This is a genomic window from Antricoccus suffuscus, assembly GCF_003003235.1.
Lineage (GTDB): Bacteria > Actinomycetota > Actinomycetes > Mycobacteriales > Antricoccaceae > Antricoccus > Antricoccus suffuscus.
In genome coordinates, this window is record NZ_PVUE01000006.1 from 31,118 (window position 1) to 50,173 (window position 19,056).

General features: G+C 63.9%; 15 protein-coding genes. 5 read left to right on the forward strand and 10 right to left on the reverse strand.

The genetic code is table 11. The features are described from left to right. Positions 1-24: 24 nt before the first annotated feature. A complete protein-coding gene (gene metH, locus CLV47_RS08805; RefSeq protein ID WP_106348668.1) occupies positions 25-3,813 on the reverse strand; it encodes a methionine synthase in 3,789 nt (1,262 codons plus the stop codon). 231 nt (positions 3,814-4,044) lie between these two features. Here metH and CLV47_RS08810 point away from each other — a divergent pair, with 231 nt between their 5' ends. Next, positions 4,045-4,899, forward strand: coding sequence for a PAC2 family protein (locus CLV47_RS08810; protein ID WP_238145293.1), 855 nt, complete (start codon positions 4,045-4,047; stop codon positions 4,897-4,899). Between the two features lie 7 nt (positions 4,900-4,906). Here CLV47_RS08810 and mshC read toward each other — a convergent pair whose 3' ends face one another. The 6 genes from mshC to CLV47_RS08840 are packed head-to-tail and all read right to left on the reverse strand — an operon-like array spanning position 4,907 to position 10,095. Beyond that, a complete protein-coding gene (gene mshC / locus CLV47_RS08815; RefSeq protein WP_106348669.1) occupies positions 4,907-6,130 on the reverse strand; it encodes a cysteine--1-D-myo-inosityl 2-amino-2-deoxy-alpha-D-glucopyranoside ligase in 1,224 nt (407 codons plus the stop codon). 58 nt (positions 6,131-6,188) lie between these two features. Further along, the gene (locus CLV47_RS08820) at positions 6,189-6,944 is read right to left on the reverse strand and encodes an SCO1664 family protein (protein WP_202862471.1); all 756 of its coding nucleotides are present in this window, start codon (positions 6,942-6,944) and stop codon (positions 6,189-6,191) included. Then, positions 6,941-7,498 (reverse strand): DUF3090 family protein, encoded by a 558-nt coding sequence (locus CLV47_RS08825; protein ID WP_106348671.1) that lies wholly within the window; start codon positions 7,496-7,498, stop codon positions 6,941-6,943. The genes CLV47_RS08820 and CLV47_RS08825 overlap by 4 nt, the downstream gene beginning before the upstream one ends. A gap of 4 nt (positions 7,499-7,502) precedes the next feature. Next, a complete protein-coding gene (locus CLV47_RS08830; RefSeq protein ID WP_106348672.1) occupies positions 7,503-8,213 on the reverse strand; it encodes an MSMEG_4193 family putative phosphomutase in 711 nt (236 codons plus the stop codon). A 2-nt stretch (positions 8,214-8,215) separates the two neighbouring features. Continuing rightward, the gene (locus CLV47_RS08835) at positions 8,216-9,046 is read right to left on the reverse strand and encodes an undecaprenyl-diphosphate phosphatase (RefSeq protein WP_106348673.1); all 831 of its coding nucleotides are present in this window, start codon (positions 9,044-9,046) and stop codon (positions 8,216-8,218) included. Beyond that, positions 9,046-10,095 (reverse strand): LLM class F420-dependent oxidoreductase, encoded by a 1,050-nt coding sequence (locus tag CLV47_RS08840; protein ID WP_106348674.1) that lies wholly within the window; start codon positions 10,093-10,095, stop codon positions 9,046-9,048. The genes CLV47_RS08835 and CLV47_RS08840 overlap by 1 nt, the downstream gene beginning before the upstream one ends. Positions 10,096-10,203: 108 nt before the next feature. On the opposite strand from CLV47_RS08840, the gene CLV47_RS08845 reads away from it, so the two are divergent. From CLV47_RS08845 to CLV47_RS08855, 3 genes are all read left to right on the forward strand, one after another. Continuing rightward, positions 10,204-11,178: an aldo/keto reductase gene (locus tag CLV47_RS08845; RefSeq protein ID WP_106348675.1), complete on the forward strand. Its 975-nt coding sequence runs from the start codon at positions 10,204-10,206 to the stop codon at positions 11,176-11,178. Positions 11,179-11,184: 6 nt separating this feature from the next. After that, positions 11,185-13,113, forward strand: a complete 1,929-nt coding sequence (locus CLV47_RS08850) for an AAA family ATPase (RefSeq protein ID WP_106348676.1) — start codon at positions 11,185-11,187, stop codon at positions 13,111-13,113. Positions 13,114-13,200: 87 nt separating this feature from the next. Further along, positions 13,201-13,446 carry a DUF5703 family protein gene (locus CLV47_RS08855; protein WP_106348677.1) on the forward strand — a complete coding sequence of 82 codons (246 nt, stop codon included), beginning with the start codon at positions 13,201-13,203 and terminating at the stop codon, positions 13,444-13,446. Positions 13,447-13,471: 25 nt separating this feature from the next. Here CLV47_RS08855 and CLV47_RS08860 read toward each other — a convergent pair whose 3' ends face one another. Genes CLV47_RS08860 through CLV47_RS08870 form a run of 3 tightly spaced genes read right to left on the reverse strand, consistent with a single transcriptional unit; the run spans position 13,472 to position 16,670 of the window. Further along, a complete protein-coding gene (locus tag CLV47_RS08860) occupies positions 13,472-14,464 on the reverse strand; it encodes an NADPH:quinone oxidoreductase family protein (RefSeq protein ID WP_106348678.1) in 993 nt (330 codons plus the stop codon). After that, positions 14,461-15,300 (reverse strand): SDR family oxidoreductase, encoded by an 840-nt coding sequence (locus CLV47_RS08865; protein WP_202862472.1) that lies wholly within the window; start codon positions 15,298-15,300, stop codon positions 14,461-14,463. Before CLV47_RS08865 ends, CLV47_RS08860 begins: the two co-directional genes overlap by 4 nt. Before the next feature lie 11 nt (positions 15,301-15,311). Then, a complete protein-coding gene (locus CLV47_RS08870) occupies positions 15,312-16,670 on the reverse strand; it encodes a M20/M25/M40 family metallo-hydrolase (protein WP_238145294.1) in 1,359 nt (452 codons plus the stop codon). 282 nt (positions 16,671-16,952) lie between these two features. On the opposite strand from CLV47_RS08870, the gene CLV47_RS08875 reads away from it, so the two are divergent. Next, positions 16,953-19,037, forward strand: coding sequence for a DEAD/DEAH box helicase (locus CLV47_RS08875; RefSeq protein WP_202862473.1), 2,085 nt, complete (start codon positions 16,953-16,955; stop codon positions 19,035-19,037). Positions 19,038-19,056 lie beyond the last annotated feature (19 nt).

Sequence of the window (19,056 nt, forward strand, 5' to 3'; positions counted from 1 at the left end):
CTGGCGTTTCGGATGACCGCTGTCTTAGCCTTCGGGCTCGTAGCTGAGGTTCGATGACAGCCACCGCTCCGCGACCTCCACGGGCCAGCCCTTGCGCTCGGCGTACTCCTCGATCTGGTCCTTGGCAATGCGCCCCACGACGAAGTACTGCGACTGCGGATGAGAGAAGTACAGTCCGCTGACCGACGCGCCCGGCCACATCGCCATGCTGTCGGTGAGCTCGATACCGGTGTTCTCGGTGACGTTGAGCAGCTCCCAGATCGTCTTCTTCTCGGTGTGCTCGGGACAAGCCGGGTAGCCGGGTGCCGGGCGGATGCCGACGTACTTCTCGCCGATCAGCGAATCGTTGTCGAGCTCCTCATCCGGCGCATAACCCCAGAACTCGGTGCGCACCCGCTGATGAAGCCGTTCGGCGAAGGCTTCGGCGAGCCGGTCGGCGACCGATTCAAGCAAGATGGCGCTGTAGTCGTCGAGCTCGTCGCGGAACTCCTGGCACTTCTCGGTGCTGCCGAGCCCGGCCGTCACCGCGAACCCTCCAATGTAGTCACGCAGGCCGGTCGACTTCGGCGCGATGTAATCGCCGATCGACCGGTTGGGGATTCCGGGACGATGTTTGCCCTGCTGCCGCAATGTGTAGAGCGTCTTGAGGACCTCTGTGCGCGACTCGTCGGTGTAGACCTCGATGTCCCCGTTGTCGAGTGCGTTGGCCGCGAAAAGGCCGATGACCCCGTTCGCGCGCAGCCAGCCCTTCTCAATTGCTTCGTCCAGCATCTTCTGCGCGTCGTCCCACAGTTTGCGGGCCGTCTCGCCGGTGGCCGGGTTGTTGAGGATGTCGGGGAACCGGCCCTTCATCTCCCACGAGTTGAAGAACGGCTGCCAGTCGATGCATTCGCGTAGTTCCGCGAGCGGGTAGTCCTGGAACGTCTTGGTGAACTGAGTCGCCTTGGCCGGGCGGCCGTCCTCGTTGCTAAGGTCACGCGCCTGGCGCAGCAGCATCGTCGGCCGAGGCGGCTGATAACTGGTCCAGTCGATCGGCGTGCGGTTGTCCCGAGCAGCCTCGATCGACAGCATCGGCCGGTCGTTCTGCTTTGATGCGTGACGCTCTCGCAACGCGTCGTAGTCGGCCTTGATGTCATCCATCAGCGGCCCGCGGCCGGTCTCCGACAGCAGGGATGAGGCCACCGGCACCGAACGTGAGGCGTCTTTGACCCAAACGACCGAACCGTTGTACTTCGGATCGACCTTGACCGCAGTATGTGCGCGCGAGGTCGTCGCGCCGCCGATAAGCAGCGGTATCTCGAATCCCCGGCGCTCCATCTCATTTGCGACGTTGACCATCTCGTCGAGCGACGGCGTAATCAGACCAGAAAGCCCGATCATGTCGGCGCCTTCTTCGATCGCGGTGTCCAGGATCTTCTGAGCAGGCACCATGACCCCGAGATCGACGACGTCGTAGTTGTTGCACTGCAGCACGACGCCGACGATGTTTTTGCCGATGTCGTGGACGTCGCCCTTGACCGTCGCCATGACGATCTTGCCCTTCTTCGTCTCCGCGTCACCGGGCTTCTTCTCTGCCTCGATGAATGGAATCAGATAGGCGACGGCCTTCTTCATGACGCGCGCCGACTTGACCACTTGGGGCAGGAACATCTTGCCCGCACCGAACAGGTCGCCGACAACATTCATCCCGGCCATCAGCGGGCCTTCGATGACCTCGATCGTGCGGCCACCGCGGTCACTGATGAGTTTGCGCAGCTCCTCGGCGTCGACCTCGGCGAACTCATCGATGCCCTTGACCAGAGCATGGGTGATCCGCTCGTCGACCGGCAGTGAGCGCCACTCGGCGTCCTGCGGGTCCTCCTCCACCTTGTTGGTCGCGAACTTGCCGGCTATCTCTACGAGCGGTTCGGTGGTGTTCTCCTTGCGGTTGAGGATGACGTCCTCGATCCGCTCGCGCAGTTCCGGATCGACTTGGTCGTAGACGACCAGCGCACCGGCGTTGACGATTCCCATGTCCATACCGGCTTGGATAGCGTGGTAGAGGAACACCGCGTGAATCGCCTCGCGGACGGGATTGTTACCACGGAAAGAAAACGACACGTTGGACACGCCACCGGACACTAACGCGCCCGGCAGGTTCTGTTTGATCCATCGGGTCGCCTCGATGAAGTCGACGCCGTAGTTTGCGTGCTCCTCAATTCCTGTCGCAACGGCAAACGCGTTGGGGTCGAAGATGATGTCTTCGCTCGGGAATCCGACCTGTTGAGTCAGGATGTCGTAGGCACGCTTGCAGACGTCCTTACGGCGCTGCAGGGTGTCGGCCTGTCCCTCTTCGTCGAAGGCCATAACGACGACGGCGGCACCATATTTGCGGCACAGCCGCGCTTCGGCGATGAACTTCTCTTCGCCCTCTTTCATCGAGATCGAGTTGACGATCGACTTGCCCTGGATGCACTTCAGCGCGGTCTCGATGACCTCCCACTTGGAAGAGTCGACCATGACCGGTACCCGGCAGATGTCTGGCTCAGTGGCGATCAGCTTGGCGAAGCGGTCCATCGCGGCCACACCGTCAATCATGCCTTCGTCCATATTGATGTCGATCACCTGCGCGCCGGCCTCGACCTGCTGGCGCGCGACGGCGAGGGCCGCGTCGTAATCACCGGCCTTGATCAGGTTGCGGAACTTCGCCGAGCCGGTGATATTGGTCCGCTCACCGACATTGACGAACAGCGAATCGTTGGTGATGTTCACCGGCTCCAGGCCGGATAGGCGGAGGGCAGGTTCCGGCTCGGACCAGGTGCGCGGCGCCTTACCCTTCGCGGCTGCCGCGATAGCAGCGATGTGGTCTGGCGTCGTACCGCAGCAGCCACCCATCAAGTTGACGAGGCCGCTCTCGGCGAACTCCGAAATGACCTCGCTCATCGTCTCGGCGGTTTCGTCGTACTCACCGAACGAGTTGGGCAGGCCGGCGTTGGGATAGCAGGAGATAAACGTGTTGGCCAACCGCGACAGCTCGGCGATGTATGGCCGCATCTCCGACGCGCCGAGTGCGCAGTTGAAGCCGACGGCCAGCGGGGCCGCGTGCCGCACCGAGTTCCAAAACGCCTCGGTCACCTGGCCGGACAGCGTGCGGCCAGAAGCGTCGGTGATCGTTCCAGAAATGATGATCGGCCAGCGTCGGCCGCGCTCCTCGAAGAGGGTCTCAAGCGCGAAGATCGCCGCCTTGGCGTTGAGCGTGTCGAAGATTGTCTCGATCAGCAGCAGGTCCACACCGCCGTCGACCAAGGCGTTGGCCTGCTGCAGGTAGGCCTCCACCAACTGATCGAACGTGATGTTGCGCTTGCCCGGATCATTGACGTCAGGCGAAATCGACCCGGTGCGGTTAGTCGGACCGAGGGCACCAGCGACATACCGCGGCTGGTCAGGCGTCTCGGCGGTCATTGCGTCCGCCTCGGCTCGCGCTAGCTTCGCGGACTCGAAGTTGAGCTCGTAGGCGAGCTCCTGCATGTTGTAGTCGGCCATCGAGATGACCTGCGCGTTGAAGGTATTGGTCTCGATGATGTCAGCGCCGACGCGAAGGAACTCACGGTGGATGTCTCTGATCACGTCTGGCTGGCTCAGGCTCAGCAGGTCGTTGTTTCCGCGTACGTCGCTGGGCCAGTCCGCGAATCGTTCACCGCGGTAGTCAGATTCCTCAAGGCCGAGGCGCTGGATCATGGTGCCCATGGCGCCGTCGAAGGCAAGAATGCGCTCGCGGAGGGCGGCGGACAACTCGTCGGTGACATCGGGACGGATGAGCGTTGACTCTGGCAACGGAATACCTCTTGTTCAATTCTCGTGGCGCGGACTGAACCGCTGGTACGGACATGAGTGACGCGTGCGCTGGTCTGCAAATCGCGCGGCCTGCGGCCCGGTCACGAACATGGGTGTACCCAACCTTCGTGCATTGGGTACTACAACCGTACCCGGCTGCATGTCCGTCGCGACGCAGCCCGGTGTGTGAGGCGCGTGATTCGCGCGTGCGAATCGACGTACCCTGGCCTGGTGGACGATTACGACGACTTTCCCGAGCTCACCGAGCCGGTCATGATTGGCGCCTTCGCCGGCTGGAACGATGCAGGTGATGCCGCCAGCGCGGCGGTCGAGCATCTAGAGCTGATCTGGGATGCACGTCCACTCGCGGCGGTCGATCCCGAGGACTACTACGACTACCAGGTCAACCGTCCAATTATCGGCCTCACCGACGGTGTGAGCCGCAAGCTCGAATGGCCCAGCACCCAGTTCTCGGTATGCCGTCCGCCGGGTTCCGCGCGAGACGTCGTACTGATGCGTGGCCTGGAGCCCAATCTTCGGTGGCGCAGCTTCTGTGAAGAGATCCTCGAACTGGTGCGCGAGCTCGGCGTCGAAACCGTAGTCACTCTTGGCGCGCTGCAGACCGACATCCCGCACAGCCGGCCGGTCATCGTGACCGGGTCGTCGTACGACGCCGCCTCAGCGCAGCGGTTTGGGTTGGCACGTACCCGATACGAGGGTCCGACCGGGATCACCGGCGTCCTTCATGACGCGTGTATTCAGGCCGGCGTGATGGCGGTGCAGTTCTGGGCTGGTGTCCCGCACTATGTCGCTACCCCGCCCAACCCGCCGGCGACGCTCGCGCTGCTTCACCGGCTCGAAGACGTGCTTGACCTACCGATTCCGGTAGGCAGCCTGCCCGAGCAGTCGGACGCGTGGCTGGAAAACACGAATGCGATCACCAGCGATGACGCCGAGATCGCCGAGTATGTCCGCTCGCTCGAGGAAAACACCGACGATGACGCGGAAACCCCGAGCGCAGACATGATCGCGCAGGACTTCGAGCGCTATTTGCGTCGGCGCGGTCCCCGCACCGATGGCGGCTGAGCGAGCCCTACAGCGCAATACCCAGAAGCGCATCGATAGCCGTCGATAGCTGAACGCCCGCTCCTTCGGCGGTGCCGCTTGTCGATGCCCAGTCGTCGATGATGCGGAGCGCGGCAGGCGTGTCGAGGTCGTCGGCAAGTCGTTCACGGATCGCGGCGATCACCGGCGCGGCCTCGGGTGCGTTGTCGCGTGCGACTGCGGCCCGCCACGCACTCAAACGATCGAGCGCGGCGTGCAGCACCTCGTCGCTCCAGTCCCGGTCCTGTCGATAGTGTCCGGCCAGGAGCCCGACTCGGACGGCCATTGGATCGACGCCGTCGCGTCGTAACACCGACACGAGCACGAGGTTGCCCTTGCTCTTAGACATCTTCTCGCCGTCCAGGCCGATCATGGCCGCCTGGCTGTAGTGACCGGCGAATGGGGTGAGTCCGGTGAGTGTTTCGGCGTGTGCCGTGGACATCTCGTGGTGCGGGAACCGCAGGTCCGATCCCCCGCCTTGGATATCGATCGTGTCGCCCAGGCCGTCCAGCGCGATGGCCGCGCATTCGATGTGCCATCCCGGGCGTCCCTCGCCGACGACGGTGCTCCAGGACGGTTCCCCGTCGCGTATCCCCCGCCATAGCAGCGGATCCAGCGCGTGTCGCTTGCCCTCACGCTCCGGGTCGCCGCCGCGTTCGGCGAAGAATCCGAGCATCGTCGCCTCGTCGTACTGGCTGACATAGCCGAACTTCGGCGCCGCGTCGGTGTCGTAGTAGACGTCATTGGTGCCGTCGGCGAGCCGATACGCCGCACCCGACTCCAACAGTTTGTTGACCGCGTCCGCGACCAGGTCCATCGACTCGACCGCGCCGACGTATCGCTCCGGCGGAAGCACTCGCAGCGCGGTCATGTCCTCACGGAAGAGATCGGTCTCGCGGCGGGCCAGATCCTGCCAGTCCTCTCCGTTCGCCTCAGCACGCTCGAGCAGCGGATCGTCGATGTCGGTGACATTTTGCACGTAGTGCACCGTTTTGCCCGCGTCGCGCAGCTGGCGAATCGCCAGATCGAAGGCCAGATAGGTCGCCGCATGGCCGAGATGAGTCGCGTCGTACGGCGTTATTCCGCATACATAGATGCGATACTCGCCCCTATCGGCTAACGGTCGAACGGTGTCCGACGAACTGTCGTACAGCCGCAGAGCGGGCGGGTTGTCGGGTATAGGAGGTACGACGACGTCGGGCCACGAATGCATGATTTGACAGTACCGCCCACACTCAAACCGGTGGTCGCCTACCTAGCGACGGTTCGTCCTAGAACGGCGGGTACGGATAGGCAGGCCAATCGGCAGACGGCGTCGGGTGACGACCCGTGTGCAGCATGTCATCCACGCGGCGGACTGTCTGCCTCACCTCATCGGTGGTCAAGTGCTCGCGCAGCACACGGCCAAGTTCGCCATCCAAACCGCAACGGACCTTCCCCAGGATGTCGATCGCCTCGTCGGTCAGCCGATCCCCGGCCCACATCCAAAGGATCGTGCGTAGCTTGTCGTCGACGTTGAAGGTGACGCCGTGGTCCACGCCGTACACGTGACGGTCGGCCAACGCGTCGCTCGCGTCGGGTTCTGCGGGCATCGGGATCAGGTGGCCGCCCTTGCGGTCGGAGTTGTTGACGATCGCGTCGTAGACGGCGAGCCTGCGCAACGCCGGCGACTCGGAGCGGACATACTCCACGAGGTCGACATCCTCGTCGCCGTCCACCCACAACTGCACCATGCCCGGACCGAATTCGCCCTCGCGCAGGATCGTCGGCGGCACGAGATCCCACCCGGTGAAGGCGCACACCTTGTACGCCGCGACCTCGCGGTCGGCGAGCGTGCCGTCCGGGAAGTCCCATAGCGGCCGCTCGCCTCGAACGGGTTTGTATACGCAGTGGGCTTTTTGATCACCCAGAACGACTTCGCACAGCAGCGTGGCGTTGCTGGCTTCGACGATGCGCCCCAGGATCGTCAGTGATCCCTCGCGCAGCAGCTCCAGAGAGCTCGGCACATCTATGTGCGAGACGCTCACGCCAGCGTGGCCCGGTGGTAGCCATTTTGACGCGGACAGATATGGCCGTCACGGCTCAGCGGTTGCGAGCAGAGCGGGCACGGTGGCCTGCCGGACTCCACCAGCGCGGCCGCGCGGCTGGCGAATGCCTTGGCCTGCACGGCTTCCAACTTGACCCGGATCGCGTCGGGCGCATCGTCCTCATCGGAGAAGATGCCGGACTCCTCTACCTCACCCGAACTGCCTGAAACCGCCTCGATCACGAGCACATTGTCCGTGTCGTCCCATGCGAGACCTAGTGCGGCGACCCGGAACTCTTCGAGCAGCGGCATCTCCAGCGGGCCGAGATCACCGGCGGGAGCCTCGATCGGCGGAACCTCTCCGCGCCGGGTCACCTCGTCGATGACGTCGTCAACACGTTCGGCGAGAATCCGCACTTGTTCCTTCTCCAACGCCACGGACACCGTGTGCCCGCCGTCGGAGGCCTGCAAGTAAAAAACCCGGTCGCCGGGTTCGCCGACGGTCCCCGCCACGAACCGTTGCGGGCGGTCGAAAATGTGTAGTTTGCGAGACATTGTGTTATCGACTTCCCTTGCCCCGTCCGGCCCCTCCGCCTACAACGGCGTCCGAGCTCGGTTTCTTCCGCCGGCCGCTCTTGGGCGGCGGTGGCACGAAACGTTCCATGGGGCTACCTGTTGAATTCAGTTGCATGACGAACGGCCGTAACGGCGTGTAGCGGATCACCGTGATCGACGCGGGGTCGACGTTGATCCGCTGGAACTGATCGAGATGTAGTCCCAGCGCATCAGCGATGATCGCCTTGATGACGTCGCCGTGGCTACATGCCAACCAGACACCATTGTCCCCTACCTTGGCGTTCCAGTGCCGCACGGCCGCGACGGCGCGTTGTGACATCCCCAGCATCGACTCGCCGCCACGCCCCGGGAACTGCACGGCGGACGGATGCGCTTGCACGACCTGCCACAGGGGGTCTTTGGCAAGGGTGCCGATTGACTTGCCGGTCCAGGACCCGTAACCACACTCGATGAGGTCGTCGTCGGTGCGCACCTTGCGGCGACGGCCGGCAGCGACGTATCCGATTGTCTCCTGGCAACGTTCGAGCGGGCTGGAGACCATCGCATCGAAGGTGACGTTGGCGAGCGACTCGGCGGCGCTGGCAGCCTGCTTATGGCCGGTCTCGTTGAGGTGTACGCCGGGGGTACGGCCGGCTAGCACGCCGCCCGAGTTAGCGCTGGACTGTCCGTGGCGCAGCAGGAATAGCGTCGTCATCGTTAGGTCGCCGCCAATACGCCGGTCGACAGCAAGATAATGACCACGATCCCAAGAAGGATGCGGTAGAGCACGAATCCGGTGAATTTGTTGGACTGGACAAACTTCAGTAGCCACGCGATCGACGCGTATGCCACGACGAACGAGACAACGGTGCCCACCAGCGTCGGGCCGACACCCACACCACCCGGCTTAATCGCGTCGGGCAGCGTGAACAGGCCTGCCCCAATAAGGGCCGGCAACCCGAGCAAGAACGAGATTCGGGTCGCGGTCACCCGATCCAGTCCGATGATCAAACCGGTGCTGATCGTGGCACCGGAACGGGACACGCCCGGGATCAGCGCGAGACACTGGGCGAGACCCAAGACGATGCCGTCTCGGTAGGTCATGTCCTCCTCGACCCGGCGTTGACGACCGACGGCGTCGCCGAACAGCAACGCGAACGACCACACGATAAGCGCGATAGCGACGACCCAGAGACTGCGCAGCGGCCCCTCAATCACGTGCCGTAGCGCAAATCCGACAATGCCGATCGGCACTGAACCAAAGATCACAATCCATGCGAACTTATAGTCCGGGCTGTCTCGGTGGGCCGAGTTGAACACCCCTTTGAACCACGCCGTCACCAGGCGGACTAAGTCCTTCCAGAAGTAGATGACAACCGCGATGATGGCGCCGATCTGAATCACCGCGGTAAACGCAGTCACCGACGGATCGTCAATCTTCAGACCCATGATCTTCGAGGCGATCGTGAGGTGGCCGGTGCTTGATACGGGGAGAAACTCAGTGAGACCTTCGACAATTCCAAGGATGATTGCCTGGAGCAAATTCACTAAAGGATTCCTGCCTTACGACCTGCTTCAGCCAGTAGACGCACTTGTTCGATCTCACTTCCATTTGAGCCATCGCCGTAAACCGAGCAGTTCACCGTCGTGATGCCCTGCTCGGCAAGAATGCTCAACCGCTCTGCTACCCGGTCCACAGGACCGATGAGCCCGGTCCGGTCAACCAACTCGGTGGGCACCGCGGCTGCTGCCTCATCATACTTGCGACCCAGGTAGAGGTCTTGGATTCGCTCAGCGTCATCTTGGTAGCCGAGCCGCACTGCGTTGCGGTTGTAGAAGTTGGTCTTGCGGCTGCCCATGCCGCCGATGTAGAGGGCGTGATGGGGGCGGATCCGATCGGCTAACGACTCGATGTCGGCGCCGATGGCCGTGCTGCAGCTGATCGCGTAGTCAAACCCGTCAAGACTCTTACCCGCCTTCTCGCGGCCCGCCTTGATGTGGTCTAGTGAGTCACCCATGTCGTCATAGGCTGCGGAGACCCCGAGCCAGCCGTCGGCCACCTCGCCGGTCAGTTCCAGGTTTTTCGGGCCAACCGAGGCGAGATAGATGGGGATCTGCGCACGCACCGGATGCACCGTGAGCTTGAGCGCCTTCCCCTCCCCGTCCGGCAGCGGCAGCTGGAAGTGCTTGCCGTCGTACATCAGGCGCTCTCTCGTCCAGGCCCGCTTGACGATGTCGACGTACTCGCGGGTCCGGCCTAACGGATGCGCGTAACGGACACCGTGCCAGCCCTCTGACACCTGCGGTCCGGACAGGCCGAGTCCGAGCCGGAACCGACCGCCGGAGAGGCTGTCGATCGTCGCGGCTGTCATCGCCGTCATCGCCGGAGTACGGGCTGGGATCTGCATCACCGCCGAACCCACATCGATGCGGTTGGTTTTGGCCGCGACGTAGGCCAGCACGGAGACCGCGTCCGAGCCGTACGCCTCCGCTACCCAGGCAACGTTGTAGCCCAGCTGGTCGGCCTCAACGGCGAGATCCACATTGGATGCGTCGTTGCCCTTTCCCCAATATCCGAGATTGATCCCAAGCTTCATTTTTCCTCCGACAGGGTGGGAACGCGGCCGCATTACAACGTTGGCGGCGTCGTCAGGACATGGCGTGCCTGAACTCTACGCGGTGGCCACACGGGTAGGTTTGAGCGCGTGGAACAGCGCGTAGCAGGCAGAAGCGGATTGGTCGTCTCACGGCTCGGTCTCGGCACCATGACGTGGGGCCGAGACACCGACCGCGATGAGGCGACCGCTCAACTGATGGCGTACGTCGAGGCCGGGGGCAATTTCCTCGACACGGCCGATGTCTACGTCGATGGCGAAAGCGAGAAGGTCGTCGGGCGATTGCTGCGCACCGTCGTACGCCGAGACCAGATGGTGGTGGCGACGAAGGCGGTCGGCCGTACAGGACCCGGCCCAATGGGTCGCGGTGCCTCCCGGGGACACTTGCTCAGCGCGCTGGATGCATCACTGAAACGGCTCGGCACGGACTACGTCGATCTGTGGCAGTTGCATGCGTGGGATCCCCTCGTGCCGCTGGAGGAGACCCTTGCCGCGCTCGACACCGCGGTCTGCACGGGACGCGCCCGGTACGTCGGTGTCTCGAACTACAGCGGATGGCAGTTGGCGCGGACCGGCACACTGCAGTCGGTCACGCACCCTGCCGCCCCGATCGTCGCGGCGCAGATGGAGTACTCGCTGCTCGAGCGGGGCGTCGAACGTGAGGTGGTCGGCGCGGCACGTGCTCTCGGCGTCGGGATCATCGCCTGGTCCCCGCTCGGGCGCGGCGTACTGACTGGGAAATATCGGCACGGCACGCCATCAGACTCGCGCGGCGCCTCGCCGCACTTGGGCGAGTTCGTCAAGCGGTATCTGAGTGCGGACTCTTCGCGGATCGTCGAAGCGGTTGCCACCGCCGCAGACGGGCTCGGCGTCTCGCCGCTCGCCGTCGCACTGGCATGGGTACGGGATCGGCCTGGAGTGACTGCCGCGATCCTCGGCGCCAGAACCGCGGGCCAGCTGCAGGCGTCGTTGGACATTGACGATCTCGAGCTGCCTTCGGAAATTCAAGGTGTTCTCGACGAAATCTCGGCGCCCTCGCTCGGTTATCCCGAGCGTCGCCGCTAGTCGTTCGTGGCTGCCAAACCGGCCCCTCCACGTTGGCCTAGCGACGCTGATCCTGTTTTCATCGCGTTCTGCGAGGCGGGCCTGTGGTCCGGACTCGGCAAGAGCGCCCTTACGCACGTGCCGACAGCGGGCATCACGCGGCCGGGCCTGATCACCAAGGAAGCCCTGCTGCGGATTCCGCGCGTCGCCGCCTCCCGGGCCGAACGGCTGATCTCAGCTTGGATAGCGGCCACTCCCGAGTACGACCTCGCACAGGTAATCGTGCCTGCAGGTATCTCGGCGTACGCCGTGCCGGGACTGATCGACGCTCTCGGTGATGCTGCAGCGACCGTCCTCGAAGACGATCCGTGGCGGATCGTCGGCGTACGCGGGATCGATGTCGGCCAGGCCGACGCGGTGGCCCGGGCAATGTTTGGCGGTTTCGAGCGCGACGATCCTCGGCGGGCCCGCGCCCTTGTCGGCGAGGCGCTACGCGAGGACAACAACAACGGCCACACCATCACACCGCTGGAGGACGTGCGGGACTCACTGCGCACCTGGGGAATTCCCGATGCCGACACCGCCTGTCAAGCGAGTATCGACCAAGGGCTCGTCGTACACCGGCAGTTCGACGGCTACGACGCCTTATCGCTTCGCGTCCTCGCCGACGACGAAAAGTCGATCGCGCGGGATATCGCGCGGCTCACGAAGTCGTCGCGTAAGTGGGGTACCGCCGCGTCGTTGAAGAAGGTGAGCAAGGGCCTCGACAGTGCGCAAAGCCGGGCGGTCGAGCTAGCCCGCACCGAGGGTGTGTCGATCCTGACCGGTGGCCCTGGCACCGGAAAGTCACGCACCGTCGGCACAGTCGTCGAGCTCGCCGAAAAGCATTCACAACACATAGTCCTGGCGGCGCCCACGGGCCGAGCGGCTAAGCGGCTCGCCGAGCTCACCGGTATGGAAGCAATGACGATCCATCGATTGCTTGGTGCACAAGGAAAAGAGGGCGGTTTCCTGCGCGGCCGTGACGAGCCGATCGAGGCCGACGTCGTCGTCATTGACGAGGCATCAATGGTCGACGTCCGGCTTGCCGCGGCGCTCCTCGCGGCGTGCGAGGACGGCACACATCTGATGATCGTCGGGGACGAGGCGCAACTGCCTTCTATCGGACCCGGCAGGGTGCTCGCCGACCTGATCGATTCCGACGCCGTACCGGTGACCTACCTCGAGACGCTGTATCGGCAGGCGGCCGGTGGTCAAATCGCCAAGCTCGCCGCCGCCGTACGCAAAGGTGACCTGCCGCCAGTTGAGATGGACGAGTCCAAGGAAGTAGTCATCGTCGCCACCAACGGTTCGGGACAGGCCGCGCATCGCACGGTCCAATTGGTGACCGACTCGATCCCCCGCGCGCTCGGAATTGAAACCTCCGAGATCCAGGTCGTCACACCGGTGCATCGCGGTGCCGCCGGAACCAAGGAGCTCAACTACGCCCTCAAGCAGAAACTCAACCCCGGCCCTGGCGCGGTGTCCGGCTTCGATGTGGGCGATCGTGTCATCGCGACGGCAAACTACCTTGACGCCAGCCCGACCGGCTACGCCAACGGCGAAGTCGGCGTCATCACACGGCTCTCTGACAAGGGAGTGACAGTTCAGTTCGCGTCCGGCACAGCAGATGTCGCCGGCAAGGCGCTACGCGACCTCGTGCACGGCTGGGCGATCACGGTGCACCGGGCACAGGGGTCGGAATGGCAGGCCGTCGTCGTAGTCGCACCGCCAGAAGCCGGGCGGCTGATGAGCAGATCGCTGATTTACACCGCGTTCACCCGCGCGCAGAAACACCTCAGCATCGTTCGCACTCCCGGTCCGGCACTGGCATATGCCGTCCGCGAGCGCGCCCTACGGCCTCGTCGTACCACTCTTGCCGAGCGTCTTCGCGAGTTAATGCCTGCTTGTTCTTAGCGCGTCGGTTGGCGCTCAGGACAGATCAGGTCAGGACGCGGCGAACCGGTGCGCGCGTTAGTCGCCGATCTGGTGCAAAATGTCGTAATGGCGAATTCGAAGCGTGAGGCAGTCCACTCGGGCGCCGTCACGCGTAACGAGAGCGACTGGGAGTACGCGCCGGTGCGCATCGGTCCACACACTGGGATCTGGCTTGCCGCGCAGATGCTTGCGGCGCAGGCCGGAGTCGGGGGTTGGGAACTCGCTCGAGTACTCAAATACACCGATGGGACGAGGAAGGTCGTGATGCGCCGGCGTCGGCGCCACGAGCATCTTCCCCGCCCCATCTTGTGAGCGGTCGCCGGTCCGGCACAGTTGACTACGGAACGACGACGACCTTGCCAGTGGTTTTGCGCGAACCGAGTGCTACGAGTGCTTCGGGCAGTTCCGCGAACGAGTAGATCTTGGAGATATGCGGCTTGATCTTGCCCTCGGCGTACAGCTTGGCAAGTGCCTTGTCTGCCTCCGGGATGACCTCGGGACGCATTTTCCGGTAATAACCCCAGTGCACGCCGACGACGCTGTAGTTCTTCACCAGCACATGGTTTGTCTTCGATTCGGCCATTCGCCCCGAGGTGAATCCGATGATCAGGATCCGACCTTCGAATGCGATGCACTTTGTGGACTTGTCGAATACGTCGCCACCGACCGGGTCGTAAACGATGTCGGCGCCACGCCCGTTGGTGATTTCCTTGACCACGGTGGCGAAGTCCTCGCTGTTGTAGTCAATCGCGTGGTCGGCGCCCAGATCGAGGCAGACCTGCTTCTTGGCTGGACCGCCCGCGGTCGCGATCACCGTCGCGCCCGCGGCCTTGGCGATCTGGATCGCAGATGACCCGACACCGCCGGCCCCTGCATGCACCAGCACGACGTCGCCGGCCTTGATCTGCCCGCGGGTATGCAAAGCGACCCAGCTCGTCTGATACGTCAGCAGGTAGCCGGCGGCCTCCTCGGCTGGCATACCGGGTGGCGCGGTGAGGATATCCGCGGCGCTCATCAGCGCGTATTCGGCGTAGCCGCCGCCGGCGCCAGAGGCACTCTGCGGACCACCGAAGACCTTGTCACCGACCTTGATGGTGCTGACGCCCTCACCAACCTCCACGACCTCGCCAGACACCTCAACACCGGGCGTGAACGGCAGGGTCGGCGTGATCTGATACTTCCCCTGGCACAGCAGGATATCCGGGAAGTTAAGCGCCGCGGCCTCAACCTTGACCTTGACCTGACCAGATCCCGGCTGCACATCCGGCACGTCCGTCCATTTCAAGACGTCCTGCGGGTCACCGAGTTCGGATACCAGCCAAGCTTTCATTTATTGCCTCCTGAATTTGGTTTCTGAGCATCTGGATTGACCGATGTCGGCACACCGGCCCGCGTGCCGTCGGCGTGCCTGGCGGCAGGTACGCCGCGAAACTTGAACGGCGCGGGTTCGACGCCGGCCTGGATAAGCCAAGCAAGACCGCTGTCCGGCGACTTCACTGCCTCGATGAACGTCTCGGCCACCGTGCGCGGCTCAATAATCGGGAAGTTTGCTTTCTCGAAGTTGTCGCGCATCCGGTTGATGATTGGCGTGTCGGCGAATCCTGGGCACAGCGCGTGCATGCGGATCCCGTCGTGCGCGAGCTCCACTCCGAGCGAGCGCACGTAGCCGATGACGGCAGCCTTGGTGAGCGCGTAGAACGGGTTACCGGGAGGCGCAACGAGTCCGGCCATCGATGCCGTCGCGACAATGCAACCGCCCCCACGTTTGCGCAGCGCCGGCAGGACCGCGTCCGTGCCGTATACGACGCCGTCGAGGTTGATGCCCATAATCCGTCGATAGCCGTCCAAGTCAAGTGCGTCCGCGCCACGCAACCCGCCACTGATTCCGGCATTCAAGAAGGCAATATCGAGACCACCGAAATGCGCCTCGATATCTGCGACCACCTTGTGGTTGGCCTCGAAGTCGCTGACGTCGAGCGTGAACCCGACGGCACCGAGCTCTTTAGCCGCGGCCTGGGTGCGATCCTCGTCAATGTCGCACAACGCGACCTGGGCGCCGTTCTCGAGCAAGATCTGGGTGATGGCGCGGCCGAAGCCGCCGGCGCCACCGGTGACAAATGCGACCTTGCCGTTGAGGTTCATGACGCCGGGTTCGGTGGAAGTCAAGAGTTGAACTCCTATGCAGATAGCAGGAAACGGTCGAGTACACGTGCGCCGAACTGCAGCGCGTCGACAGGTACTCGCTCGTCGATACCGTGAAACAGTGATGCAAAGTCGAGATCAGGTGGCAGCCGCAGTGGTGAGAACCCGTAGCAGGTCATTCCTAGCGTTGCGAATGACTTCGCGTCCGTGCCACCGGACATCAAGTACGGCAGCGTATGGCTGCCAGAGTCTTCGGCGGCGAGCGCGGCGGTCATCGAGGCCACGAGGTCGCCTTCGAATGGCACCTCCAGCGCACGGTCGGTGATGATCCATTCTCGTTCGACGTCCGGGCCGAGGAGCTCGTCTATCTGACGCTCGAACTCAGCCTCCTGACCAGGAATGATCCGGCAGTCGATGACGGCGCTCGCGGACCCTGGAATCACATTGGCCTTATAACCGGCATCCAGCATTGTCGGGTTGGCCGTGTTGCGCATCGTCGCGCCCACGATGCGACCCAGCGGACCGAGTTTGTCGACGACCACTTGCGGGTCGACGTGCATCAGGTCGGTGTCCATCAGGCCGCCCAGCCCCGTCAGAAATGCACGGATCGTGTCTGTCCACGCGACCGGGAACTCGTGGCGGCCGATCCGGGCAACCGCCTCGGACAGCTTGGTGATGGCGTTGTTGTCGTGCAGCATCGAGCCGTGCCCCGGCGCTCCCTTCGCGGTGATTCGCATCCAGGCGATGCTCTTCTCCCCCGTCATAATCGGGTACACGCGCACTTCTTCAGAAATCGAGTAGCTGAAGCCGCCAACTTCACCGACCGCCTCCGAGCAACCGTCGAACAGTTCCGGATGCTCATCGACGAGCCAGTGCGCGCCGAACTTACCGCCGTGTTCCTCGTCCGCGACCCACGCGAAAACCATGTCCCGCGGTGGTTTGATGCCATCTCGTGTCCACCGCCGGACGACGGCCAGCATCATCGCGTCCATGTCCTTCATGTCCACGGCGCCGCGGCCCCAGACATATCCGTCCTTCACGATTCCGCCGTAGGGGTCGACCGACCACTCCGAGGCATCGGCCGGTACGACGTCAAGATGCCCGTGCACGAGCAGTCCCGGTCGGGTCGAGTCTTCGCCTTTGATCTTGATGATGACACTGGCCCGCGTCTCGGCGGACTCGAGAGTCGTCGACTCGATTCCAACCTCGGCGAGTTTGGCAACGACGTACGCCGCGGCTTCTCGTTCTCCGACAAGCGTTTCCGGGTCTCCGGTATTGGTGGAGTCGATCGCGATCAGCTCCGAACACAGTTGGACTACCTCGTCGAGTGCGCCTGGGGCGGCGAGTCCGCGGGGGTCGCTGTCGCTTGCTGGGCTACTAATTGAGTCAGTCACGTCTCTATTCCTACCGCATCGACCTCGGCGTACGGAGAGTCGCGTCACGAATCCCCCGTCGCTGGCTCCCGCCTGATAACGTATTGGCATCGGCATGTGCGCAGGTGAATATTTTGACGAGCCTGACTAACTCGTCTCTTGAAGTAGAAGCGCTCGGCCAAGCATCGAAAGCGACCGCTTATCGGTGTACGCGAGCGCAACCCGCACTCTATCTAGCCCCTTCTTATCTCATTCACGGGCATCCTTGTGCGTTCCGTTGTGCCACAACTGAATGGAACCACCGTGTCTTACGCACCAAAAACGCCTGGCCTTGCGCCGTCCAAAACCGGCGTGAAGCCGCGCCACAAAGGCAAGAAGAAAGCCTTTGGCGCAAACAAGAGCGGCCCGCCCTCTCGTACCGCCCCTACCGGAGCGCCCAAGAAGGCGCATCGCAAGGGCACTCGCAGGCCGGACGAGTTCACTCCTGCGTCCGAACGTGGCGCCGCCGGCGATCGCAAACCACGCACCTTCAACAATGACCGTCCGGCTCGCTCGTTCGACCGCCGCGACGACCGCCCGGCCCGCTCGTACAACAACGACCGTCCCGCACGCTCGTACAACAACAACAACAACGACGACCGCCCAGCGCGCTCGTTCGACCGTCGCGATGACCGCGGCAGTTACCAACGCCGCGACGACCGCCCGGCCCGCTCGTACAACAACGACCGTCCCGCACGCTCGTACAACAACGACCGTCCCGCACGGTCTTACAACAACAACGACGACCGCCCAGCGCGCTCGTTCGACCGTCGCGATGACCGCGGCAGTTACCAACGCCGCGACGACCGGCCGGCTCGCTCGTTCGACCGTCGTGACGACCGCCCGGCCCGCTCGTACAACAACGACCGTCCCGCACGCTCGTACAACAACGACCGTCCCGCACGCTCGTACAACAATGACCGCCCCGCCCGGAACTTCAACGACCGCCCAGCGCGCTCGTTCGACCGTCCCTCCCGGGACCGGTTCGCGGACAAGTACGAAGAGGGCATCGACGAGCTGACCCCGATCGCGGGCAAGGCTGCGGTTGAGGTTGGCGAGGACAACGGCTTCACAGCTATGGGCCTGCCTGACCAGCTCGTCGCCGCGCTCGCCGCGGCCGGCATCTCCGCGCCATTCGCAATCCAAGGCGAAGCAATTCCGACGGCGCTGACCGGCGCCGACGTGCTGGCCCGCGCGGCGACCGGCTCCGGCAAGACGCTCGCGTTCGGTCTACCGTTGATCGCCACGCTCGCCGACGTCAAGCGGGAGCCGAACCGCCCGCACGCGATGGTGCTGGTGCCTACTCGCGAACTCGCGATGCAGGTAATGGAGGCCCTGGCCCCACTCGGCAAGTCCCTCGGACTTCGAATGGTGCTGATAGCTGGCGGCATGCCGTACAAGAAGCAGCTCATGGCGCTCGAGAGCGGTGTCGACGTACTCATCTCCACGCCAGGTCGATTGATCGACCTCATTGAGCGTGGCGCTGCGGATCTGAGCGACGTGCGCATCTCGGTCCTCGACGAGGCCGACCAGATGTGCGACATGGGCTTCTTGCCCGAGGTAACTCGTATCCTCGACGAGACTCCGGCGCACAGCCAGCGGATGCTCTTCTCCGCGACGCTCGACGGCGACGTCGACAAGTTGGTCAGGAAATTCCTGACCAACCCCGTGCGTCACTCGACGGCCGACGTCACCGCGTCGATCGACTCTATGGAACATCACGTGTTCGTCGTGCATCCCGGCCGCAAGGCCGAGGTCACCGCCGAGCTCGCATCTCGCGAAGGCCGGACGATCATCTTCGTGCGGACCAAGCTCGGCGCGGACCGCGTCGCAGAGAAGCTTCGTGAGGCCGGTGTCGGCGCTGCAGCGCTGCACGGTGGGCTCAACCAGGGTGCCCGCACCCGGACTCTCTCGGCGTTCCGTGAGGGCCACGTGCCGGTGCTGGTCGCGACCGATGTCGCCGCCCGCGGCATTCACATCGACGACGTTGAGCTCGTCGTACAGGCCGATCCGCCCACCGACCACAAGACCTACCTGCACCGCGCCGGTCGTACTGCGCGCGCGGGTGGCTCGGGCAGCGTTGTCACCTTGGCGATGCCACGGGAGCGGGGCGGCGTTGAGCGCACCACACGGCTGGCCGGCCTGAAGGTCCGCGGCGTTTACGTCGAGCCCGGCGATGCGCCGCTCGAGAGCATTACCGGTGGCACTAAGCCCAGCGGTGTCCCAGTTGAGGAGTACCGCGCGCCGGCGCCGGTACGCAATCGTCGTCCGCGGCGTGACTTCAAGGGCGGCGATTTCAAGGGAGGCCGCGGTCGTAGTTATGGCCGCCGGCCGCAGCGCTCCTTCTAAAGGAGGGGCGGCTGCAAGC

Coding starts and splice junctions, on each gene's coding strand:
- mshC (WP_106348669.1), bottom strand. CDS start 6,130: ATGCATTCGTGGCCCGACGTCGTCGTACCTCCTATACCCGACAACCCG.
- CLV47_RS08825 (WP_106348671.1), bottom strand. CDS start 7,498: ATGTCTCGCAAACTACACATTTTCGACCGCCCGCAACGGTTCGTGGCG.
- CLV47_RS08830 (WP_106348672.1), bottom strand. CDS start 8,213: ATGACGACGCTATTCCTGCTGCGCCACGGACAGTCCAGCGCTAACTCG.
- CLV47_RS08840 (WP_106348674.1), bottom strand. CDS start 10,095: ATGAAGCTTGGGATCAATCTCGGATATTGGGGAAAGGGCAACGACGCA.
- CLV47_RS08855 (WP_106348677.1), top strand. CDS start 13,201: ATGGCGAATTCGAAGCGTGAGGCAGTCCACTCGGGCGCCGTCACGCGT.
- CLV47_RS08860 (WP_106348678.1), bottom strand. CDS start 14,464: ATGAAAGCTTGGCTGGTATCCGAACTCGGTGACCCGCAGGACGTCTTG.